At 72.1% G+C, this 17,607-nt stretch carries 12 protein-coding genes and 1 pseudogene; 7 read left to right on the top strand and 6 right to left on the bottom strand.

From position 1 onward, the window contains the following. Nucleotides 1-196: 196 nt before the first annotated feature. From ORI94_RS00400 to ORI94_RS00390, 3 genes are all read left to right on the top strand, one after another. Nucleotides 197-667: a histidine kinase gene (locus tag ORI94_RS00400; RefSeq protein WP_266071641.1), complete on the top strand. Its 471-nt coding sequence runs from the start codon at nt 197-199 to the stop codon at nt 665-667. A gap of 94 nt (nt 668-761) precedes the next feature. Beyond that, nucleotides 762-2,012 (top strand): hypothetical protein, encoded by a 1,251-nt coding sequence (locus tag ORI94_RS00395; protein WP_266071640.1) that lies wholly within the window; start codon nt 762-764, stop codon nt 2,010-2,012. Nucleotides 2,013-2,047: 35 nt separating this feature from the next. Beyond that, nucleotides 2,048-2,653, top strand: a complete 606-nt coding sequence (locus tag ORI94_RS00390) for a hypothetical protein (protein WP_266071639.1) — start codon at nt 2,048-2,050, stop codon at nt 2,651-2,653. A 33-nt stretch (nt 2,654-2,686) separates the two neighbouring features. On the opposite strand, the gene ORI94_RS00385 is transcribed toward ORI94_RS00390, so the two are convergent. Then, a complete protein-coding gene (locus ORI94_RS00385; protein ID WP_266071638.1) occupies nt 2,687-5,200 on the bottom strand; it encodes a tetratricopeptide repeat protein in 2,514 nt (837 codons plus the stop codon). 229 nt (nt 5,201-5,429) lie between these two features. Here ORI94_RS00385 and ORI94_RS00380 point away from each other — a divergent pair, with 229 nt between their 5' ends. Continuing rightward, complete coding sequence (locus tag ORI94_RS00380; RefSeq protein WP_266071637.1) at nt 5,430-8,603, top strand: AfsR/SARP family transcriptional regulator; 3,174 nt, start codon at nt 5,430-5,432, stop codon at nt 8,601-8,603. Nucleotides 8,604-9,234: 631 nt separating this feature from the next. On the opposite strand, the gene ORI94_RS00375 is transcribed toward ORI94_RS00380, so the two are convergent. Continuing rightward, entirely contained in the window at nt 9,235-10,203 is a 969-nt protein-coding gene (locus ORI94_RS00375) for a LysR family transcriptional regulator (RefSeq protein WP_266071636.1), read from the bottom strand. Nucleotides 10,204-10,323: 120 nt separating this feature from the next. On the opposite strand from ORI94_RS00375, the gene ORI94_RS00370 reads away from it, so the two are divergent. After that, complete coding sequence (locus ORI94_RS00370; protein WP_266071635.1) at nt 10,324-11,280, top strand: serine hydrolase; 957 nt, start codon at nt 10,324-10,326, stop codon at nt 11,278-11,280. 98 nt (nt 11,281-11,378) lie between these two features. Then, nucleotides 11,379-12,410 (top strand): MBL fold metallo-hydrolase, encoded by a 1,032-nt coding sequence (locus ORI94_RS00365; RefSeq protein ID WP_266071634.1) that lies wholly within the window; start codon nt 11,379-11,381, stop codon nt 12,408-12,410. 4 nt (nt 12,411-12,414) lie between these two features. On the opposite strand, the gene ORI94_RS00360 is transcribed toward ORI94_RS00365, so the two are convergent. From ORI94_RS00360 to ORI94_RS00350, 3 genes and pseudogenes are all read right to left on the bottom strand, one after another. Then, a complete protein-coding gene (locus ORI94_RS00360; RefSeq protein WP_266071633.1) occupies nt 12,415-13,971 on the bottom strand; it encodes a DEAD/DEAH box helicase in 1,557 nt (518 codons plus the stop codon). Nucleotides 13,972-14,298: 327 nt separating this feature from the next. After that, nucleotides 14,299-14,502 carry a cold-shock protein gene (locus tag ORI94_RS00355; RefSeq protein ID WP_042163016.1) on the bottom strand — a complete coding sequence of 68 codons (204 nt, stop codon included), beginning with the start codon at nt 14,500-14,502 and terminating at the stop codon, nt 14,299-14,301. A 261-nt stretch (nt 14,503-14,763) separates the two neighbouring features. Next, nucleotides 14,764-15,030, bottom strand: a pseudogene (locus tag ORI94_RS00350) (hemerythrin domain-containing protein); the annotation flags it as partial. A gap of 126 nt (nt 15,031-15,156) precedes the next feature. Between ORI94_RS00350 and ORI94_RS00345 the strand changes: the two are divergent. Beyond that, nucleotides 15,157-15,519: an ArsR/SmtB family transcription factor gene (locus ORI94_RS00345; RefSeq protein ID WP_266071632.1), complete on the top strand. Its 363-nt coding sequence runs from the start codon at nt 15,157-15,159 to the stop codon at nt 15,517-15,519. Between the two features lie 509 nt (nt 15,520-16,028). On the opposite strand, the gene ORI94_RS00340 is transcribed toward ORI94_RS00345, so the two are convergent. Next, nucleotides 16,029-17,273, bottom strand: a complete 1,245-nt coding sequence (locus ORI94_RS00340) for a PP2C family protein-serine/threonine phosphatase (protein ID WP_266071631.1) — start codon at nt 17,271-17,273, stop codon at nt 16,029-16,031. Nucleotides 17,274-17,607 lie beyond the last annotated feature (334 nt).

The following is a 17,607-nucleotide window of genomic DNA, read 5'->3' as shown; positions in this document are numbered from 1 at the left end:
GCTGTGGGGCTGGGAGCTGGAGGGTGTCGGGCCTCGGAGCTGTGACGGCACGGTGGTCCGGCGGCGGGGTGGGGCACACGCGTCCCGCGGGCTTTCCCGCGCCGCCCGGAAGTGGTGCGGACTGAACTTACCTGTCGGTAAGTTACTCGCGGTAGCAGTAGGGAGGTCACGGTTCGGTAATGTGACGGGCGGTCCGATGCCGGTCATCGCCCGCGGGGCGCGCCCCGCGCTCGCCCTCGCCGCCGGGGCCGGACCGGACGTACTGCTCGCCCTCGGGCCACACCGTCAGGGGACATCGCGGAGGGTCTCCGACCTCGTCCTGATCTTCCTGACGCCGGCGGCGTGCTGGGCGGTCGGCCGGACGCTACGGGCGGAGCGGCGGAGGCTCGGCGCGGAGGCGGCGGCACAGGAACGGGCTCGTATCGCACGGGATGCGCACGACGAGACGACCCACCCCGTCACGGCCGTGGTGGTGGATGCGGACGCCGCGGCCGCATCCACCCACCCCGTCGACCACTCCGCCCCGCTCCGGCAGACGCCACGTGACGGATTCACGCATCCACCAAGCCGGCGCGCAGACGCGCAGACGCGCAGACGCGCAGACGCACCGGCCGTCGGCGAGCGGAGGGTGGCGGCGCGGCTCTCGGTGACTTCCCCGGACGTCTGAGGCCGTGCCGCAAGGGTGTTGCAAGGCGGCTGCAAGGAAAGTGCCGTCCGCGACGGGAACCCACCCCTCGACTGCTGTACGCAGCCGACGAATCATGGGGGATGGCGTGTCTGTCGGAACCACGAAATCAGCGCTGATCGAGCAAGGACACTGGCTGACCGTACAGGACTGCAAACGGGTACTGGTGGTCGTCCACACGGTCACGTTCGGCCAGCGGCTACGGGAGGTCTTCGGCCTGCTGGCGGCCGACCTCCGCATCCAGGTGGTCTTCACCGCCGCGCCCCACGCCTTCGGCGCCGGTGTCCCGCAGTACCTGCAGAGCCTCGGCATCGTCACCGTGCCCTGGGAGGAGGCCCTGCAGGCCGAGTTCGACCTGGCGTTGACCGCAGGTTCGCGGGGCGTGCACGAATTGCGGACTCCGGTGGTACGCATCTCGCACGGGGCCGGCCACATCAAGCTGCTCACCGACACCGCGTCCCTGGCCCGGGGGGAGAGGCGGTCGCCGGGGATGCTGAGCCGTCAGCACCTCGTACACGACGGGCGGGTGGGACCGGCCGCGATCGTCTACGCACATGAGCGTGACGTGGCGGAGCTGACGCGCTCCTGCCCCGAAGCCCTGCCGGTCGCCCACGTGGTGGGCGACCCGTGCGTCGACCGGATCACGGTCGGCATGCCCCGGCGGGAGCAGTACCGCCGGGCGCTGGGTATCGAGGCCGGGCAGCGACTCGTGGTGGTCACCTCCACCTGGGGCCCTGCCTCCACCTTCGGCCGGCTCGACGCCCTGCTGCCGCAGCTGCTGAGCCAACTGCCCGGAGACGGCTACCGCGTGGCGCTGCTGGTGCACCCGAACGTCTTTGCCGGTCACGGAACATGGCAGGTGCACAGCTGGCTCGCCGGCTGCCGCGCCCGCGGGATCGCGACGGTGCCTCCGGAAGCGGACTGGCAGGCGCCGCTGATCGCGGCGGACTGGATCATCGGCGATCACGGCTCGCTCACCGCATACGGCACCCTGACGGAGGCCACCCTGCTGCTCACCGCCGGTCCGGGGAGGGAGATCGCCGCGTACTCCCCGGCGGCACGGCTGGCAGCTCTCGCACCCGTGGTGTCCCCCGCCCATACACTGGCCGACCAGTTGGACTACGCGACGCGACAGCGCCGTCCGGGGCAGTACGACCACGTGGCCGCCCTCCTGTCATCGGCGCCGGGCCAGTTCCACCGGCGCATGCGCTCGGTCCTCTACCGGCTGCTGGAGCTGGGCGAGCCGGCCTGCCCGCCCGCGGTCCCTCCGCCCCCGCTGCCGCCGCCGCTGGAGCAGTGGGCCGCCGCCGACACGGGGGTGGCGTAGCGGTGGAAACCGAAACGGGAGAGGCTCCGCGGCCCGTGTGGACGACCGTGCGTCTGGGCCCGGCACGGACGTGTGCCGGACCGCGTCCGGACGCCCGGCTGCTTCCGGTCTCCGTCCTCGCGTCCGTCTCCTGGCGGACGCCGGCCTCGGGACGGGGACCGGCCCTGGTCCGTCTCGATCTCCTGGTCCCCGTGGTGTCGGGCCACTGGCCCCCGGGCCCGCACGGGTATCCGTATCTGCCGGGCCGGGGTGCGGCGTGCGACGTGCATCTGCGGGCCGACCCCGACGCCCCGTGCGCGGCGGGCCTGGCGGAGTGCGCCGATGTGCTCGTGAGCCCGACGCCGCTGCCGGTGGCGGCGGCCCGCCACCGCGTGAGCCACCTGCTCGTCCGCCATCCGGGGTGCCTCGTTGCCGCCGTGCCCGACGGCGACGGGGGCTGTGTGATCGGCGTACGGGACACGGCCGGCGGTGTGGGGTACGCGTGGCAGGAAGCAGGAGCGGGTGCAGAGGGGGGTCCGGCGTCGGCGGTGGGCTGTTTTCGCGCTCCGCCGCATGTCGCCGCGTCGGCCGTGCACGCCTGGTCCGTGTCGGGTGGGCCGCTGCGGGCCCTGCGCTCCGTGCGGCCGTACGGGGTCCCCTGACCGTCCGGGCGGAACGCACCGGCTGCGGTACGGTCACAGGTGCCGCAGCCGGGCTTCGACGCGTTCGGCGTCGACGGGGTTCACCCGCTGGAAGAGGTCGCGGGCGGCCTCGTAGCAGAGGCCTGCTTCCTCCGTGTCGCCCCGGGACTCCGCGGCCCGGCCGAGCCATTCCAGGGAGCGTCCTTCCCAGTGCCGGGACCGGGTGCCGCCCGCGCGGAACCTCGCCAGTGCCTCGCGCAGCCGCCGGGTGCCTTCGCCCTGGTCGTTGTCCTCGACCAGGACATGGCCGAGGAGCGCCAGCGCACGAGTCGCCTCGTAGTCCTCCGCCAGCGACTCCAGCTCGGTGTACGCCTGTCGCAGGTGCTCGGCCGCCGCACCGAAGTCGTTGCCCGCCAGGGCGGTTTCACCGAGACGCATGCGGGAGAGCGCGGCTCCCCGCCGGTAACCGATCGACTCCCGGAGCCGCAGGGCGTGTTCGAAGTGCGCGTGCGCCTCGTCGAGACGCCCGGTCAGCAGGCCGATGTGCCCCAGCCCGTTGACGGCCTGGGCCTGTTGCCTCACGTCACCGTCCGCGGTGGCGTGACCGAGAGCCTGCCGGTACCAGGCGGCCGCTTCGTCGTACTGCCCGGCGTCGCGCAGGCCGATCGCGCCGGAGGTCAGCATGCGGCCCTCACCCTGCCTGGAGCCGCTCCGGCGTGCCGCGTCGAGGCCGAGACGGTGCGCCTCGATCCACATTTCGGAGGGGCGCAGCCGCAGGAAGAGCGGCCATGCCCGGTCCGTCAACTGCCAGCAGGTGGTGTCCCACCCCACTCGGGCGCAGTGCTGTACGGCGCCCATCAGACTGCCTCGATGCGTGTCGAGCCAGGCCAGGGCTTCCTCCGGGCCGGCGAGCGGAGTAGGGGCGACGGTCGGCTCGGCGGCGGGGGCGCCGTCCGGATGCGTCATGCGGTGGCTGGGGGTGAGCATGCCCTCCGCGAGGGTCGCGGTGGCGAGGCACCAGTCCACGAACCGGCGCAGCGTGTGCCCACGCCGCCCGGTGCTCCCCTCCTTCGCCTCTTCCTCCTCGCCGAGGCGACGGGCGTGCGGGCGGACCAGGTCGTGGAAGCGGTACGTTCCCGGACCGGTCTCCTCCAGGAGACTCGCCTCCAGGAGGGCGTCGATGGCCAGGTCGACGGCCACGCCGGCGGGGGCGCCCGTGCCGCCGGTGGTCGCGTGGCCGGCGACCGCGGACAGCATGAAGTGGTCGTAGCGGTCCGTGGGCAGCAGTCCCATCCGCCGGTAGAGCGTCGCGCCGTCGTCGGGCAGCAGGTCGTACGAGGCGTCCAGTGCCGTACGCATCACAGGTTCCCCCTCGATGTGCAGCGCGTCGAGCGGTCCCCCGCCCCGGGCCAGGCTCTCGGCGAGGGCGGACACGGAACGGTGGGGGCGGACGGCGAGTTGGGCGGAGGCCAGGGCGACGGCGAGCGGCAACCGGCCGCACAGCGCCACCACGTCGCGGGCGGCGGCGGGCTCGTGCGCGACGCGCCGGCCACCGCCGAGGGCGAGGAGTTCGACGGCCGACTCCGCTGGGAGGGGGGCCAGGTGGTGTACGGCCGCACCGTCGACGCGCAGTCCGGTGAGGTGGCTTCGGGCGGTCACCACGGTGAGCCCGGCGGGTGAACCGAGAAGGAGAGGGCGTACCTGGGCCGCGGTGAAGGCGTTGTCCAGGAAGACGGCCAGCCTCAGTCCGGAGGTCACCGAACGCCACAGCACCGACCTCTGTGCGGTGGTGGCAGGGATCGAGCGAGCTCCGAGGGCGACGAGGAACCCCTCCAGGACGGTGGCGGGTGCGACGGGGCCGGGACCCCCGTCGTCGGCGTGCCCACCCAGGTCGGCGTACAGGTGGCCGTCGGGAAAACGGCTCTCGTGCTGGTGCAGCCAGCGCGAGACGAGGGCGGTCTTCCCGACACCGGCGAACCCGCTGACCACCACGAGGGGGGAGGCGTGCGGGGAGCGCCGGGCCAGCAGGTCGTCCAGGGCACGTCTGTCGTCCTCGCGGTCCAGGAAGTGTCTGTTCGACGGAGGCAGCTGCCGTGGGACGGGCAGCGGTTGACGGGCGGCGGCGGCCGGTCCGGGAGTCTGGTGGATGTGGAGACCGCCGTGGATGTCCCGGGCCTGCACGCTCGGGCCGTGCAGTACGGCCGTCCCGCCGATGACGTTGGTGGGACCGGAGTCGGCCGGGGCGGGAGGGTGGCGTCGTAACCAGTCCGTCAGAGCCCTTTCGGTGTCGGGATCACGCGAGGCCAGGTCGTCCAGTCGTGCGGCCAGTCGCTGCAGCGCGGTGGGAGCCGCATCCGGCTCCGCGCCCGGCGGCGCCACCAGGGACCACAGCAGGGCCACGGTCTGATCCGATGCCGGAGCCGCGTTCCGGCCCCTCGCTCGATCCGCCCGGACCGCGGCTCGTACGGCGTGGGTCAGTTCACGCCATGCCGGTGACTCCTGGTCGGCTGCGCACGCGGCCATGGCCGACGACAGCGCCGCCGCTCTGCCGTACTGGGGGGCTGGCACGTAGGTGCCTCCTTCTGCCGCCGGATGAGCGCCTCTTCGGCGTATGCACGGCGGTGCTGCCCGCCGCGGTGTACTGAAGAACCCCTCCCCATTCCGAGGAGTAACGGAACAAGGCCCCTGCGCAGTCATTCAATTCTGGACTTAGAAGGGCACCAGGTGGTCTCCCTTGGTGAGTTCATGACACTCTTGAAGTCCGGCAAGGGGAGGCGGTACCGGCGGGAGGACGCTGGTGAAGATCTCGATTCGACTCTCGGGACCGGTCGAAGTGCGGGCCGCCGACCGAAGCAGTGATCTTGGTTCCACCAAGACCCGCCTCACCCTGGCCGTCCTCGCCTGGGACGCCGGCCGCACCGTGGGCGTGGACACCCTGATCCGCAGGATCTGGGACGAAAATCCGCCGGTCAAGGCCAGAGAGGCCCTGCACGCCCATGTGTCGCGCATCCGCAAGGCCCTGCGGATCGCGGGTACGGACGCTCCTGCGATCGCCAGCCGTACCAACTCCTATGTCCTGAACATCGATCCGGGGTGTGTGGACCTGCGCCGCTACACGAGCTGCGTCGACCGGGCCCGTTCCCTGTCCGGTGCCGGCGACCAGGAGGCGGCCCTGCGCCTCCTCGACCGGGCGGACGAGCTCTGGCGCGGGGAACCGCTCGCCGGCATCGCGACTCCCTGGGCCGGACAACTGCGGGCCGCCCTCGGGGAGAAGAGTCTGGCCGCGGCCAAGTCCCGTGCCGGGATACTCGCCGGGGCAGGCAGGTTCGCCGAGGCGGTGCAGGTACTGCTGCCCCTGGCCGGGGAGCACCTGGTCGACGAGGCGCTGGTCGAGCAGTTGGCGCTCGCGCTGCACGGCAGCAGCCGCACGGCCGAGGCGACGAAACTGCTGCAGCGGACACGGCAGCGGGTCATCCGCGACATCGGCATCGACGCGGGCCGTCGGCTGCACCGGGTCCAGCAGGGAATTCTGGCCGGGACCCCGGCGGCGGCACTGCTGGAGCACACCGGAACCGGCAGGCACACTCCGCCCCGGCCGGACGGCCGTCCTCCTGCCGCGCCCGCGGTCTCCACCCCTGCCGTCGCCCCCACACCGGACAATTTGCCGCGTGACGTCCCGTGGGTCGGGCGGCGCGACGAACTGCGGCGGCTCACCTCCGCCCTCCTGGAGGGAAGCGGTACGCCGGGCGTGGTCGTCACCGTCGAGGCGATCGACGGCATGGGGGGCGTCGGCAAGACGGCGCTCGCCGTCCACGCGGCGCACGCACTGCGGGACCGGTTTCCGGACGGGCGCCTCTTCCTGAACCTCGGCGGACATGCCGTGGACCGGCCGGCCCTGGCTCCCGAGCGTGCCCTGGCCGAACTCCTGCGCCTGATCGGCATGGACGCCAAGGAACTCCCGCAGGACCTCGACGAACTGGTCGCGCTCTGGCGCACCAGGGTGCGGGACCGCCGCATGATGGTGATCCTGGACGATGCGGCCGGTGCCGCGCAGGTGCGGCCGCTGCTTCCCGGGGCGTCCCCGACGGTGGTCGTCGTGACCAGCCGGCACCGTCTCCCGGGGCTTCCGGGCGTACGACCGGTGTCCCTGGACGTGCTGCCGCACGGCGACGCGGTCGCCCTCTTCGAACAGCGGCTCGGCGAGCGACGCGACACCCGGACGTCCGACATCGAGGAGATCGTCCGCATCTGCGGCCGACTGCCCCTGGCCATCGAGATCGCCGCGAGCCGCCTCCTCGCCCGTCCCTCATGGAGTACGTCCGACCTGCTCGGACAGCTGACCGGCGACAGCGGGGACGGGCGGCTGTCCGAGATCCGTGACGGTGAACGGTCGATCACACATGTGTTCGCGCTCTCGTACCGTTCGCTGGACTCCTTGCAGCGGCTGGTCTTCCGCAGGGCGGGCCTGCACTTCGGGGCGGAGTTCGGACCGTACGCGGTGGCGGTGCTGACCGGTCTCACCGTCGACGTGGCCGAGCGCATCCTGGAGGAACTCCTCGCCCACCACCTTGTTTCCGAGCCCTCCCCGCACCGTTTCACCATGCATGATCTTCTGCGGGTGTTCACGCGATCACTGTCCGGGGCCGAATCGGACGTGGATTCGGACGCGGATTCGGACGTGGATTCGGAGGAGGACTCCCGGGAGGCGGTACGCGCTCTGGTGGATCACTATGTGCGCGTCGCGGACCGTGCCGACCGACTGGCCTATCCGTACCGTTCCCGCATCGGCATGGACACCACCGGTGTTTCTGTCACGCGGGGGCCGGAGATATCCACTCCCCGTGCGGCCGAGCAATGGCTGATCACCGAGAGCGCCAATCTGCTGGATGCGCTGGACTGGACGCGTCAATACGGCTCCGAACATCAACTGGCCCAGACCGTGCATGTATTGGCAGGATTTCTCGACATGGAGGGGCACCTCTCCCTGGCCGAACCCCTGCTGCGTCGGGCCGTCACGCACTGGGAGGCGGTCGGTGACGATCCGGCGCGGGCGCGGGCCCTGCTCGACCTCGGCGTCGTGCACACGCACAGCGGCCGGTCCGGGGAAGGCCTGGAGGCAGCCCGCGAGGCGCTGGACGTGGCACGCGCCCTCCGGGACTCCGAACTCGAGGGCGAGTGCGTGCGTCAGCTGGCGATGCCGTTGTGGCAGACGGGCCAGTACGAGCTGGCGCAGTCCCTGCTGAAGAGCACCCTATGTTTTCAGCTGAAAACAGGGAACGTTCTGCATGTGGCGCGCAGCCATAATCTGCTGGGCATCACCCAACTTCATCTGGGGCAGATTCGGGAAGCGATGGAATCGTTCCGGTCCGCCCTTTCCGGGTTCACCGACGTCGGAGACGACCGGGGGAGATATCGCACACTGAACAACATGGGGGAACTGCAGCAGAGAATGGGCGATCCCGAAGCTGCGGAGAGAGCCTACCGAGAAGCGATAAGTGTGGCTGCGAGGATGGGGGGCAAAGGGGATCACGCCACGCTCCACATGAATCTGGCGAGCGTTCTGACCATGCTCGGGGAGGAAAGGAAATCTCCCGTCCTCGCGGAAGAGGCCCTCGCGCTCTACGAAAGCGCCCTGCGGGTGCTGCGGAGCGTAGGGGACCTGCGGGGAGAGGCGATCGCTCTCAGCGGCACGGGTGCGGCCCATCGCGTGGCCGGTCGCCCCGAGCGGGCCCTGCCCGCGCACGTCGCCGCTCTCGCGTTGGCGCGCCGGGTGCAGGCCGCACGTGAAGAAGCCGAAATCCTCTGTGACTTGGCGCTGGCGGAGCAGGACCTGGGCGACCTGGCGCGGGCCGTCGGCCACTTGGAGGACGGCCTGTCGGCCAGCCGCCGCATCGGCGCCCGTGCCGAAGAGGAGCGCGCGTCGCGCGCGCTGGGGCAGGTGCGCCGCCGGCTCGGGGCCCGCGAGGCGTAGTCCGCCGCCGTTGCGGTTGCGCGGCGGTGCGGCATCCCGGTGCGACGTGCTGCGTCCGGCGTAACCGATGTCCCAGGTGCCGCGGTCGTGAGCCGAATTGCGTGAGAAGGGGAATCCGGCTATTACTGTGCAACGCGGTGACGACAGTGACGCCGGCCAGGGGTCGCGCGACCGCGGAACCATCGCACAAGAGGGTGCGGCGGGGGAGTCCTCACTCCAGGAAATTCAGGCTCAAGGAGCAAAGAGTAAGTGTCGCGTACGCAAGATGAAAACCGCACCGGCGGACCCCGTGGGCGCAAGCGCACCGCGTTTTGTCTGTACATTGCTCTCGCAACCACCTATGTGTGTATGGGATACGTCGTACTGAGGGACACGGCGGGTCCCGTGATGGCCGGCTGACCGCTGGGCGGCGGTGCCGGTCCCTGAACCCGCGGACCGCGGCACCGCCGCCTCGGGGGCGTCCCGCCAGACCCCCGCGGACGCGTCCGCGGCGGCACGGTGAGCGGTCCGGTGCCGCAGGGACGCGACTTCTCGGGGAGCACTTTCAACGGACCGGGCGGGTTCCGACCCTGGCCGGCCGACGGACTCGTCCGGACGTGCGTGCGGACGTGCGTGCGGATGTGCCGAACGGTCAGCCGTACACCACCGACCACGGCCGTGGAGAGTCGTCCGGTGGCTGTGGGCCGGGGGAGCGGCGGGCGGTCGCGGTGTGGTCGCGGGCCAGGACGGCGGCCGCGAGGTCGGCGAAGCGGCCGGCAGCCGGGTGCGCTCCGCGGCCGGCGGGCCAGGCGCCGCCGATGCGCTGGGTGAGGGGACGGCCGGCGAGGGGCCGCCAGGCGACACGGGGCTCCCTGCGGGCCACCGGGCCCTGGTCGAAGGCGACACCGTGCCCCGCCGTCACCAGCGCGAGCAGGAACTCGGGGTTCGACGCGTGCCGTACCCGGCCGGGTACGAAGCCCTCGGCTCGGCACACCTCGAGGATCCGGTCGTACCAACCGGGCGCCTGCGCCCGGGGAAAGAGCACCAGGTCGTGCCCGGAGAGCTCGCCGAGCGCCACCTCCGGCAGCCGGGCCAGCGGTGACGTACGCGGCAGGACGGCACCCAGGTCCAGCGAGACCTCGGGGCCGAGCCGCAGCTCGGTCGCGTCGACCGGATGGTGCACGAGTCCGACGTCCAGCCCGCCGGAGGAGAGCAGCCGTACCTGCTCCTCGGTGGTGACCTCCTGAAGGTCCACGGACAGTCCGGGAGCGTGGTCCGCGCAGACGGCGAGCAGGGCGGACAGCACGGCGGCCGTGGTGTCCGGCGGTACGCCCGCGCGCAGCGTGCCGAGGCCGCCGTCGGCGGCACGGCGGGCCAGCGTGCGCAACCTCTTCTCCCGGGCGAGGAGTTCATGGGCCTCGTCCAGCAACGCCGCCCCTGCGGCGCTCAGCCGGACACCGCGGTGCGAGCGGTCGAACAGCTCCGCACCGAGTTCCTTCTCCAGCCTGCGGATCGCCTGACTGAGCGGCGGCTGCGCCATGCCCAGCCGCTCGGCGGCCCGACTGAAGTGCAACTCGTCGGCTACGGTGACGAAAAGACGCAGGTGGCGCAAGAGATCCACGGTCACGACCCTACGCGAAGGCGGCAGCGGGGAGCCGCACGCGAAGACGGCACGCAAGGGCCGTGCACAGGGCCGTACGGGAAGGCCGCGCCGGAGCAGGCCGATGGCCAGGGGGAAGCAGTGACCGACGACCGTTCCCGTATCCCTACCCGTACTGATGTCCGGATCCGGCAGATCTTCGCGAAGGCGCGGGCCGAAGGGCAGGTGCACGCGGTTCCGGTGCACGGGGGTACGGAGGCAGTCGGCACAGGGGCCGGGGCGGAGCCGGGCGGGCGTGAGGTCGGCGTCGGCGCCGACGACCCCGTCGTGCTCGCCTCGATCTTCAAGGTGCTGCTGGTGCTGGAGTTCGCCCGGCAGGCCGTCGCCGGGCAGCTGGACCCGCGGGAGCGGGTACGGGTGACCGCGGCCGACCGGCTCGGCGGCTGGGGAACCGCCGGCTGCCTGGACGACGTCGAACTGTCGCTGCGCGACCTCGCCCACTTCGCGATGTCGGTCAGCGACAACTCGGCGGCCGACCTGCTGCTGAGCCGCGTGGGCCTGGACACCGTACGGCTGCTCGCGGCGGAACTCGGCCTGGAGCGGACCAGGATCGTGGGCGGACCGAGAGACCTGCTGGAGTCGATGCTCGCGGAGGTCGGGGCGCGCGACGAGCGGGACTTCGCCGTCCGCTACCCCGCCCTGCCGGACGACCGCAAGAGACGGCTGGCCGTGCTGGACCCCCGCCACACCACGGCGAGCACCCCCCGCGAGATCACCCGGTTGCTCCGGCTCATCTGGACCGACGCCGCCGGCCCGCCCGAAGCCTGTGCGTTCGTACGGGACCTGATGGCCCGCCAGGTCTTCCGGCACCGATTGGTGTCGGGTTTCCCGGACGACGTGGTGGTCGCGGCCAAGACCGGAACCCTGCCGGGGCTGCACATGGAGGCGGGCGTCGTCCGCTACCCCGACGGGGGGTGTTACGCGATCGCCGTCTTCGCGCGGACGCACGACCTGGCGGCGTCCCGTCCCACGGTGGACGCCGCGATGGGCAGGGCCGCCGAAACCGCGGTCGGTTTCCTCCGGGGCGAGCGCCGGTGACCTGGCCCGGCCTGACCTGAGCGCATATGCGTTCGCGTATCGGTTGAGCCGGATTCCGGTCTTGGACAAGGGAGTTCACGCACTGATCTGCTGGCGGCATGACCAAGGAAACACGTTTCCCGGGCCTCGGCCGTCGTACGGTGCTGCGCGGTGCCGCACTCGGCGCGACCGCCCCGCTGATCCCGGCCGCGACCACCACGGCCGCCACGGCCGCCACGGCCGCCACGGCCGCCGCGTCCGAAGCCCGGAACAGGAAGGCGACCGCCGGCGCGGCGTCGTTCCGCTGGCTCGGTACCGCCGGCTGGCGCATCGACGTCGGCGACCGGACCGTACTCTTCGATCCGTACCTCACCCGCTTCTCCACGGGCCTCTTCGACGGAGCCTTCGACCCGGGGACCCGCCTGCGGACCCTGCCGGAGGTCGTCGACGCGCACATCGGCAGCCCCGACCTCGTCCTGGTCAGCCACTCCCACTGGGACCACCTCGGCGACGTGCCGCACATCGCCCGGACCACCGGCGCCCGCGTCGTCGGCACCGAGACCACGTACCACCTGCTGGCCGCCCTGGGAGTCGACCCGGGGCAGATATCCGTGGTGAAGGGCGGCGAGGTGCTGGACTTCGGCGGGATCGTCGTCGAGGTCGTGCCGAGCCTGCACAGCCGCAACAAGAAGTGCGCCTACTTCGCTCCCGGCACGCTGAACTCCCGTCCCGCGAAGGCCCCGAGAACCATCTCGGACCTGCCGGAGGGAGACACCCTCGCCTTCCGGGTGACCGCGGGCCGGGGCGGCCCGTCGGCGTTCCTCATGGGAGCCAGCGACTTCTGCGAGCGGGCGGTGCGGGGGCTGCGCCCCGACCTCGCGATGATCGCCGTGCCCGCGAGCACCGCCACCCACCAGTACGTACCCCGGCTGATGCGGGCGCTGGACGGCCCCGGTGTCGTCGTCCCCGTCCACTGGGACAACTTCGAGGTGCCGTTGAGCGGTTCCCCCGTACGCGACCCGGCGATGGACCTGGACGGCTTCCTCACACAGGTCGCCCGGGCGTCCCCCACGACCCGCACCGTCGTCCCGGACTACCGCACGGTGTACGACGCCGACCTGCGCGGCACCGGCCCCGCACCCTCCCGGTGAGCCTTCAGCGGCCGCTCTTGTTCTTGCCGGCCGCGCTGCGGCGGGCCGCCTGACCGGGGCGGCGGCTGCGCCGGCTCCGGGAGGGGGAACCCGTGCGCGCGGGCTGGTTCTGGGCGGGCGGCGGAGTGAGCACGACGGGCACGCCCGACGGTGCCTGGGCTCCGGTGATGCGGTTCAGTTCGTCCTCGCCCGGACGTACCCGGGTGGTCTGCGGGGTGATGCCGGCGTCGGACATCAGGCGGGACATCTCCCGGCGCTGGTGCGGCAGGACCAGCGTGACGACCGTGCCGGACTCGCCGGCGCGGGCGGTGCGTCCACCGCGGTGCAGGTAGTCCTTGTGGTCGCTGGGCGGGTCGACGTTGACGACGAGGTCCAGGTTGTCGACGTGGATGCCGCGGGCCGCGACGTTGGTGGCCACCAGGACCGTGACGTGGCCGTCCTTGAACTGGGTCAGGGTCCGGGTCCGCTGGGACTGGGACTTCCCGCCGTGCAGGGCCGAGGCCCGCACCCCGACGGCCAGGAGCTTCTTGGCCAGCCGGTCGGCGGCGTGCTTGGTGTCCAGGAACATGATCACGCGTCCGTCGCGGGCGGCGATCTCCGTCGTGGTGGCGTGCTTGTCGTCGTCGTCCACGTGCAGCAGGTGGTGGTCCATCGTGGTGACCGCGCCCGCGGACGGGTCGACGGAGTGGACGACGGGGTCGTGCAGGTAGGTGCGCACCAGGCGGTCGACGTTGCGGTCCAGCGTGGCGGAGAACAGCATGCGCTGGCCGCCGGGGCGCACCCGGTCGAGCAGCGCGGTCACCTGCGGCATGAAGCCCATGTCGGCCATCTGGTCGGCCTCGTCCAGGACGGTGATGGCGACCTGGTCCAGACGGCAGTCGTCCCGGTCTATGAGGTCCTTGAGCCGGCCGGGCGTCGCGACGACGACCTCGGCACCGCCGCGCAGGGCGCTCACCTGCCGGCCGATCGACACGCCGCCGACCACCGTGGCGGTCCGCAGGCGCAGCGCGTGGGCGTAGGGGGTGAGAGCGTCGGTGACCTGCTGGGCCAGCTCCCGGGTGGGAACGAGGACGAGCGCCAGCGGGTACCGGGGCTCGGCCCGCTGCCCGGCGGTACGCGCCAGCATCGCCAGACCGAAGGCCAGTGTCTTGCCCGAGCCGGTACGCCCGCGGCCCAGTACGTCCCGGCCGGCCAGCGAGTTCGGCAGCGTCGCGGCCTGGATCGGGAACGGACTGGTCACGCCCTCGGCGCTCAGGGCGGTCAACAGCCGCTCGGGCATGTCGAGTTCGGTGAACGCCTCGACCGGCGGCAGCGCCGGGGTCAGGGTGACCGGCGGCGCGAACTCCCCGCCGGACGCGGCGGGACGGCCTCCGCGGCCACCGCCGCGACCACCCTTGGCTCCACCGCGGGCCGGAGCGCCCTGACGGCCGCCCGCCCCCTGGGAACGGAAGCGGCCGCCCCGGCCGGAACCCGCGGAGCCCGCCGCCTTGTCCGTACGGGAGCGGGACGAACCGGAGTTGCCGGTGCTGTTGTTCGAACGAGCTGTGTGGTTGCGGTTCATGGGGAACCCTCCTCGATGCGGCACGTATCGAGGAATTCCTCCCGACGGCGAGGTACCAGCCGCATGAGAATTCGCAAGAATGAGCCGAAAACAGTGGATCAGTGCATCACGGCGTCGGTGGACCGGCGGACGCCGACCGGTGGACGCGGTGAGACAGCGTCAGGCGACCGCGCGTTGCGGGCCGCGAGCACGCGTACGGCGCCGGCTTCGTTGCCGGGCCGGGGAACGCAGTGGGCCGGGACCCCGCGCCACAGGGGTGCGGGGTCCCGGCCACGCACTGCGGGCCGGCGTCGGCGTCGGACGCCGGCGCCGGTGTCAGCGTACGGGTCAGGCGGGAACGATGTTCTCGGCCTGCGGGCCCTTCTGGCCCTGCGTGACGTCGAAGGTAACCTTCTGGCCTTCCTGAAGCTCACGGAAACCGGAGCTGGCGATGTTCGAGTAGTGGGCGAAAACGTCGGGGCCGCCGCCGTCCTGCTCGATGAAGCCGAAGCCCTTTTCCGAGTTGAACCACTTCACGGTGCCAGATGCCATGCTGAATCTCCTTGAGGGCAGTGCCCGAGGCCCACACCTTGTGGGACCCGTCGTCGCAGCAACGGTTCACCCGGCTGTCATCCCGAATCCTGCGGAAAGCCGCGAAGCCTTCCAGGAACGAAAAAGAGTGCTCGTCGACGGAAGGTCGGAAGAGCACTCACAAGCCTCTGTAACCAAAACTGCAACTCTTCACGCTAACACAGGTGGAAAGCCGGTGCACTCGTCCGCCGTCCGCCGTCCGGCGGAGACGGGCGCCTGCGGTCACGGGGCCGGCGAGAAGTGGTTCTCCTCCTCCTGGGTGAAGTGCGGACGCAGGACGGTGTTCAGGCCGTAGAGGCAGGAGCGCAGGTCGCCGAGTTGGCCCGGGGTGAGGCCGCCCTCGGCGTGGGCCCCTCGCAGGTGCGTGGCGATGCGCCGGGAGAGTGGTTCGCTCTCGACGTGGGAGCGGCTCGTGGCGGCGGTGGCCTCGGGGCCTCCGGGGCTGGGTGCCAGGGCGGGGTGGAGTCGGTGTTCTTCGGCGTGCTCGTGGCGGCATGCGTCGATGACCTGCGCGGTCGGCATGGCGCCGGATTCGACAAGCGTCGACATGGACATTCATCGAACTCGGGTCGCTTCACCCTCGCCCCCTGCTTCAGCGCATGTCAACATAGACGCATGTCGAACACGAAGGTGCTGCCGCTGCTGGAACCCGCCGACGGCCAGGTGGCGGCACCGTGCTGCCCGCCGCTCACCGAGCGTCCGTTCACCGCGGAGGAGGCCGGGACGGCCGCCCGGATGTTCAAGGCCCTGGGCGATCCGGTCCGGCTGCGGCTGTTCTCGGCAGTGGCCTCGCACGAGGGCGGTGAGGCGTGCGTGTGCGACATCTCCGACGTCGGTGTCTCCCAGCCGACCGTCTCCCACCACCTGAAGAAGCTCAAGGAGGCCGGCCTGCTCACCTCCGAACGGCGCGGCACCTGGGTCTACTACCGCGTCGAGCCGTCCGTCCTGGCGGCGATGGGCAAGCTGCTGACCTACTGACCTACTGGCCATGACTCCGACCGCCGCTCGACCGGCGATCGGGGGCGAGATCGGGGGCGAGAGGGGAAGGCCACGGGAGCCGAGGACACCACCGCTCCCCGCCCGGGAACACGTGCAGACGGACCCGGGGTGCAGCTCGCACGAGACCCCAGCGGCTGGTGGCCGGCTTCTCCGAGCGCCTTGCCGAACCCGCCCGTGCTCTCGGCGGGGCCCCGCCCGGCGGCCGTGGCCGAGCCAGTCGTCACCCAGGTGCCGACCGGGGCCGGCGTGGACCTTGCGGCCGCGTTCCCCGAGCCGCCGACCGACGTGGCCGTGCAGGCCGCCGGAACCGCCACCACCGCGGGGCACGGGGACACCCGCCCGTCTTCCCCGGCAAGAAGTACCTCGACCGGGTCCTGGCGGGTGCCTTCGCCGCGAGCGCGGCACCGGCCCGGCCGGCTGTCCCCCGGGCCGGTGCCGCGCGCAGCCGCCGGGCGGGCGGAGGCCGGTTCACAGGCGGGCGACGGTGTTCACAGGCGGACGACGATCAGGGCGACGTCGTCCCGTCCGCCGTCGGCCACGCCGAGACGGGTGAGCAGGGTGTCGGCCAGATGGTCGGGGCTGAGGGAGGTGTGACGGCTGAGGGTGCCGGCCAGGCGGTGCAGGCCGGCGTCGATGTCCTCGCCGCGGCGTTCGACGAGTCCGTCGGTGTAGAGCACGAGGGTGTCGCCCGGGGTGTAGGACACCGTGGCCTGGGGGCGCGGGGCGTGGTCGGTGAGGACGATGCCCAGGGGAGGGTCGGTGGCCTGGTCGAGCAGGACGACGGTGCCGTCCGGCCGGGCCAGGAAGGGCGGGAGGTGGCCGGCGCTGGTGTAGGTGATGTGCCGCCGGCGGGTGTCGATGACGGCTTTGGCCGCGGTCGTGGCCAGCGCGCCCTCGAAGGTGCGGGCGTACTCGCTCAGGACGTCCATCGCCTTGCCCGGTTCGTCGCTGGCGCGGATGGCGGCGGACAGGGCGCTGCGGAGCATGCCCATGACGGCGGCGGCCTCCAGACCGTGGCCGACCACGTCGCCGACCGCGACGGTGAACCGGTCGTCGGACAGGTCCACCACGTCGTACCAGTCGCCGCAGACGTTGAGGGACCGGGTGGCGGGCAGGTAACGCACGGCGATCTCCCGGTGACCGGCCAGGTCCGGGGAGCGCAGCATGGCCTCCTGGAGGGCGAGGGCGGTACGGCGTTCCCGGTCGTGGGCCTCGCGGAGCTCCTCGTTGCGGCCCTGGAGTTCCTGCGCCCGAGTGAACAGTTCGGCCTCCATCGACCTGTGCTCCCCGCTCAGGTCGTCCGGCAGGAGGTGGAGGGGACGGGTCAGCGCGAACTCGGTCATGTCCTCCACCCGGTGGATGATCCACCGCACCTCTCCGTCGGCTCCGAGGACGGGCGTGTTGATGGGCGACCACCACTTCTCCTGGAACACCCCCGGACGGCCGGAGACCGGGATGTCGTACTTCTGCACCGCCATCGTGTCCGGTCTCTTCGAGAGGACGACCCGCTGCAGGGAGGCCCGGAGGTTGTGCACCCCGTCGGCGTCCGGGTCCGCCGGGTTGTCGGGGTGGACCTCGAAGAGGTGCCGGCCGATCAGCTCTTCCCGGGCCCGGCCCGTGGCCCGCAGATAGGCCTCGTTGACCTCGACGACCACCAGGTCGGGGTCCAGCACCAGATAAGGGCTGGGCGTCACGGCGAACAACGCCCGGTAGTCGATTTGCGGTCTGGCCACAGACGCCCTCCTGTCCGGTCCCGCTGTCCTGTCACCGGTCCCCGACTATGCGTTCAGCCGCGCGCGGCGGCCTGTCGGCTCGCCGGAGGCGATGAGCAGGCGAACGGCCGGCTGGACCGGAGTCGCCTCAGGGGGTGGTCCGGGATTCTTCGGAGACCGAGCCCCGAGCGGGACGCCGCACTGTGTCGGCCGCCGGGCATGGGCTTCTCGCCTCCCCTGACGGGGGCCCTCTCCAGCCTGCGCACGAGTACCCCTGCCGGACAAGGGCTGAACGGCCCACCGGCCCTGGACCGTCCGGCCCCGGACCGCCGCACCGGGCAGAGGGACAATGGAG

The organism is Streptomyces sp. NEAU-W12 (assembly GCF_026242095.1).
In the GTDB taxonomy this organism is placed as follows: Bacteria; Actinomycetota; Actinomycetes; order Streptomycetales; family Streptomycetaceae; genus Streptomyces.
The sequence above is the reverse complement of the archived record's forward strand: the minus strand, read 5'-3'. Positions and strand labels throughout refer to the sequence as shown.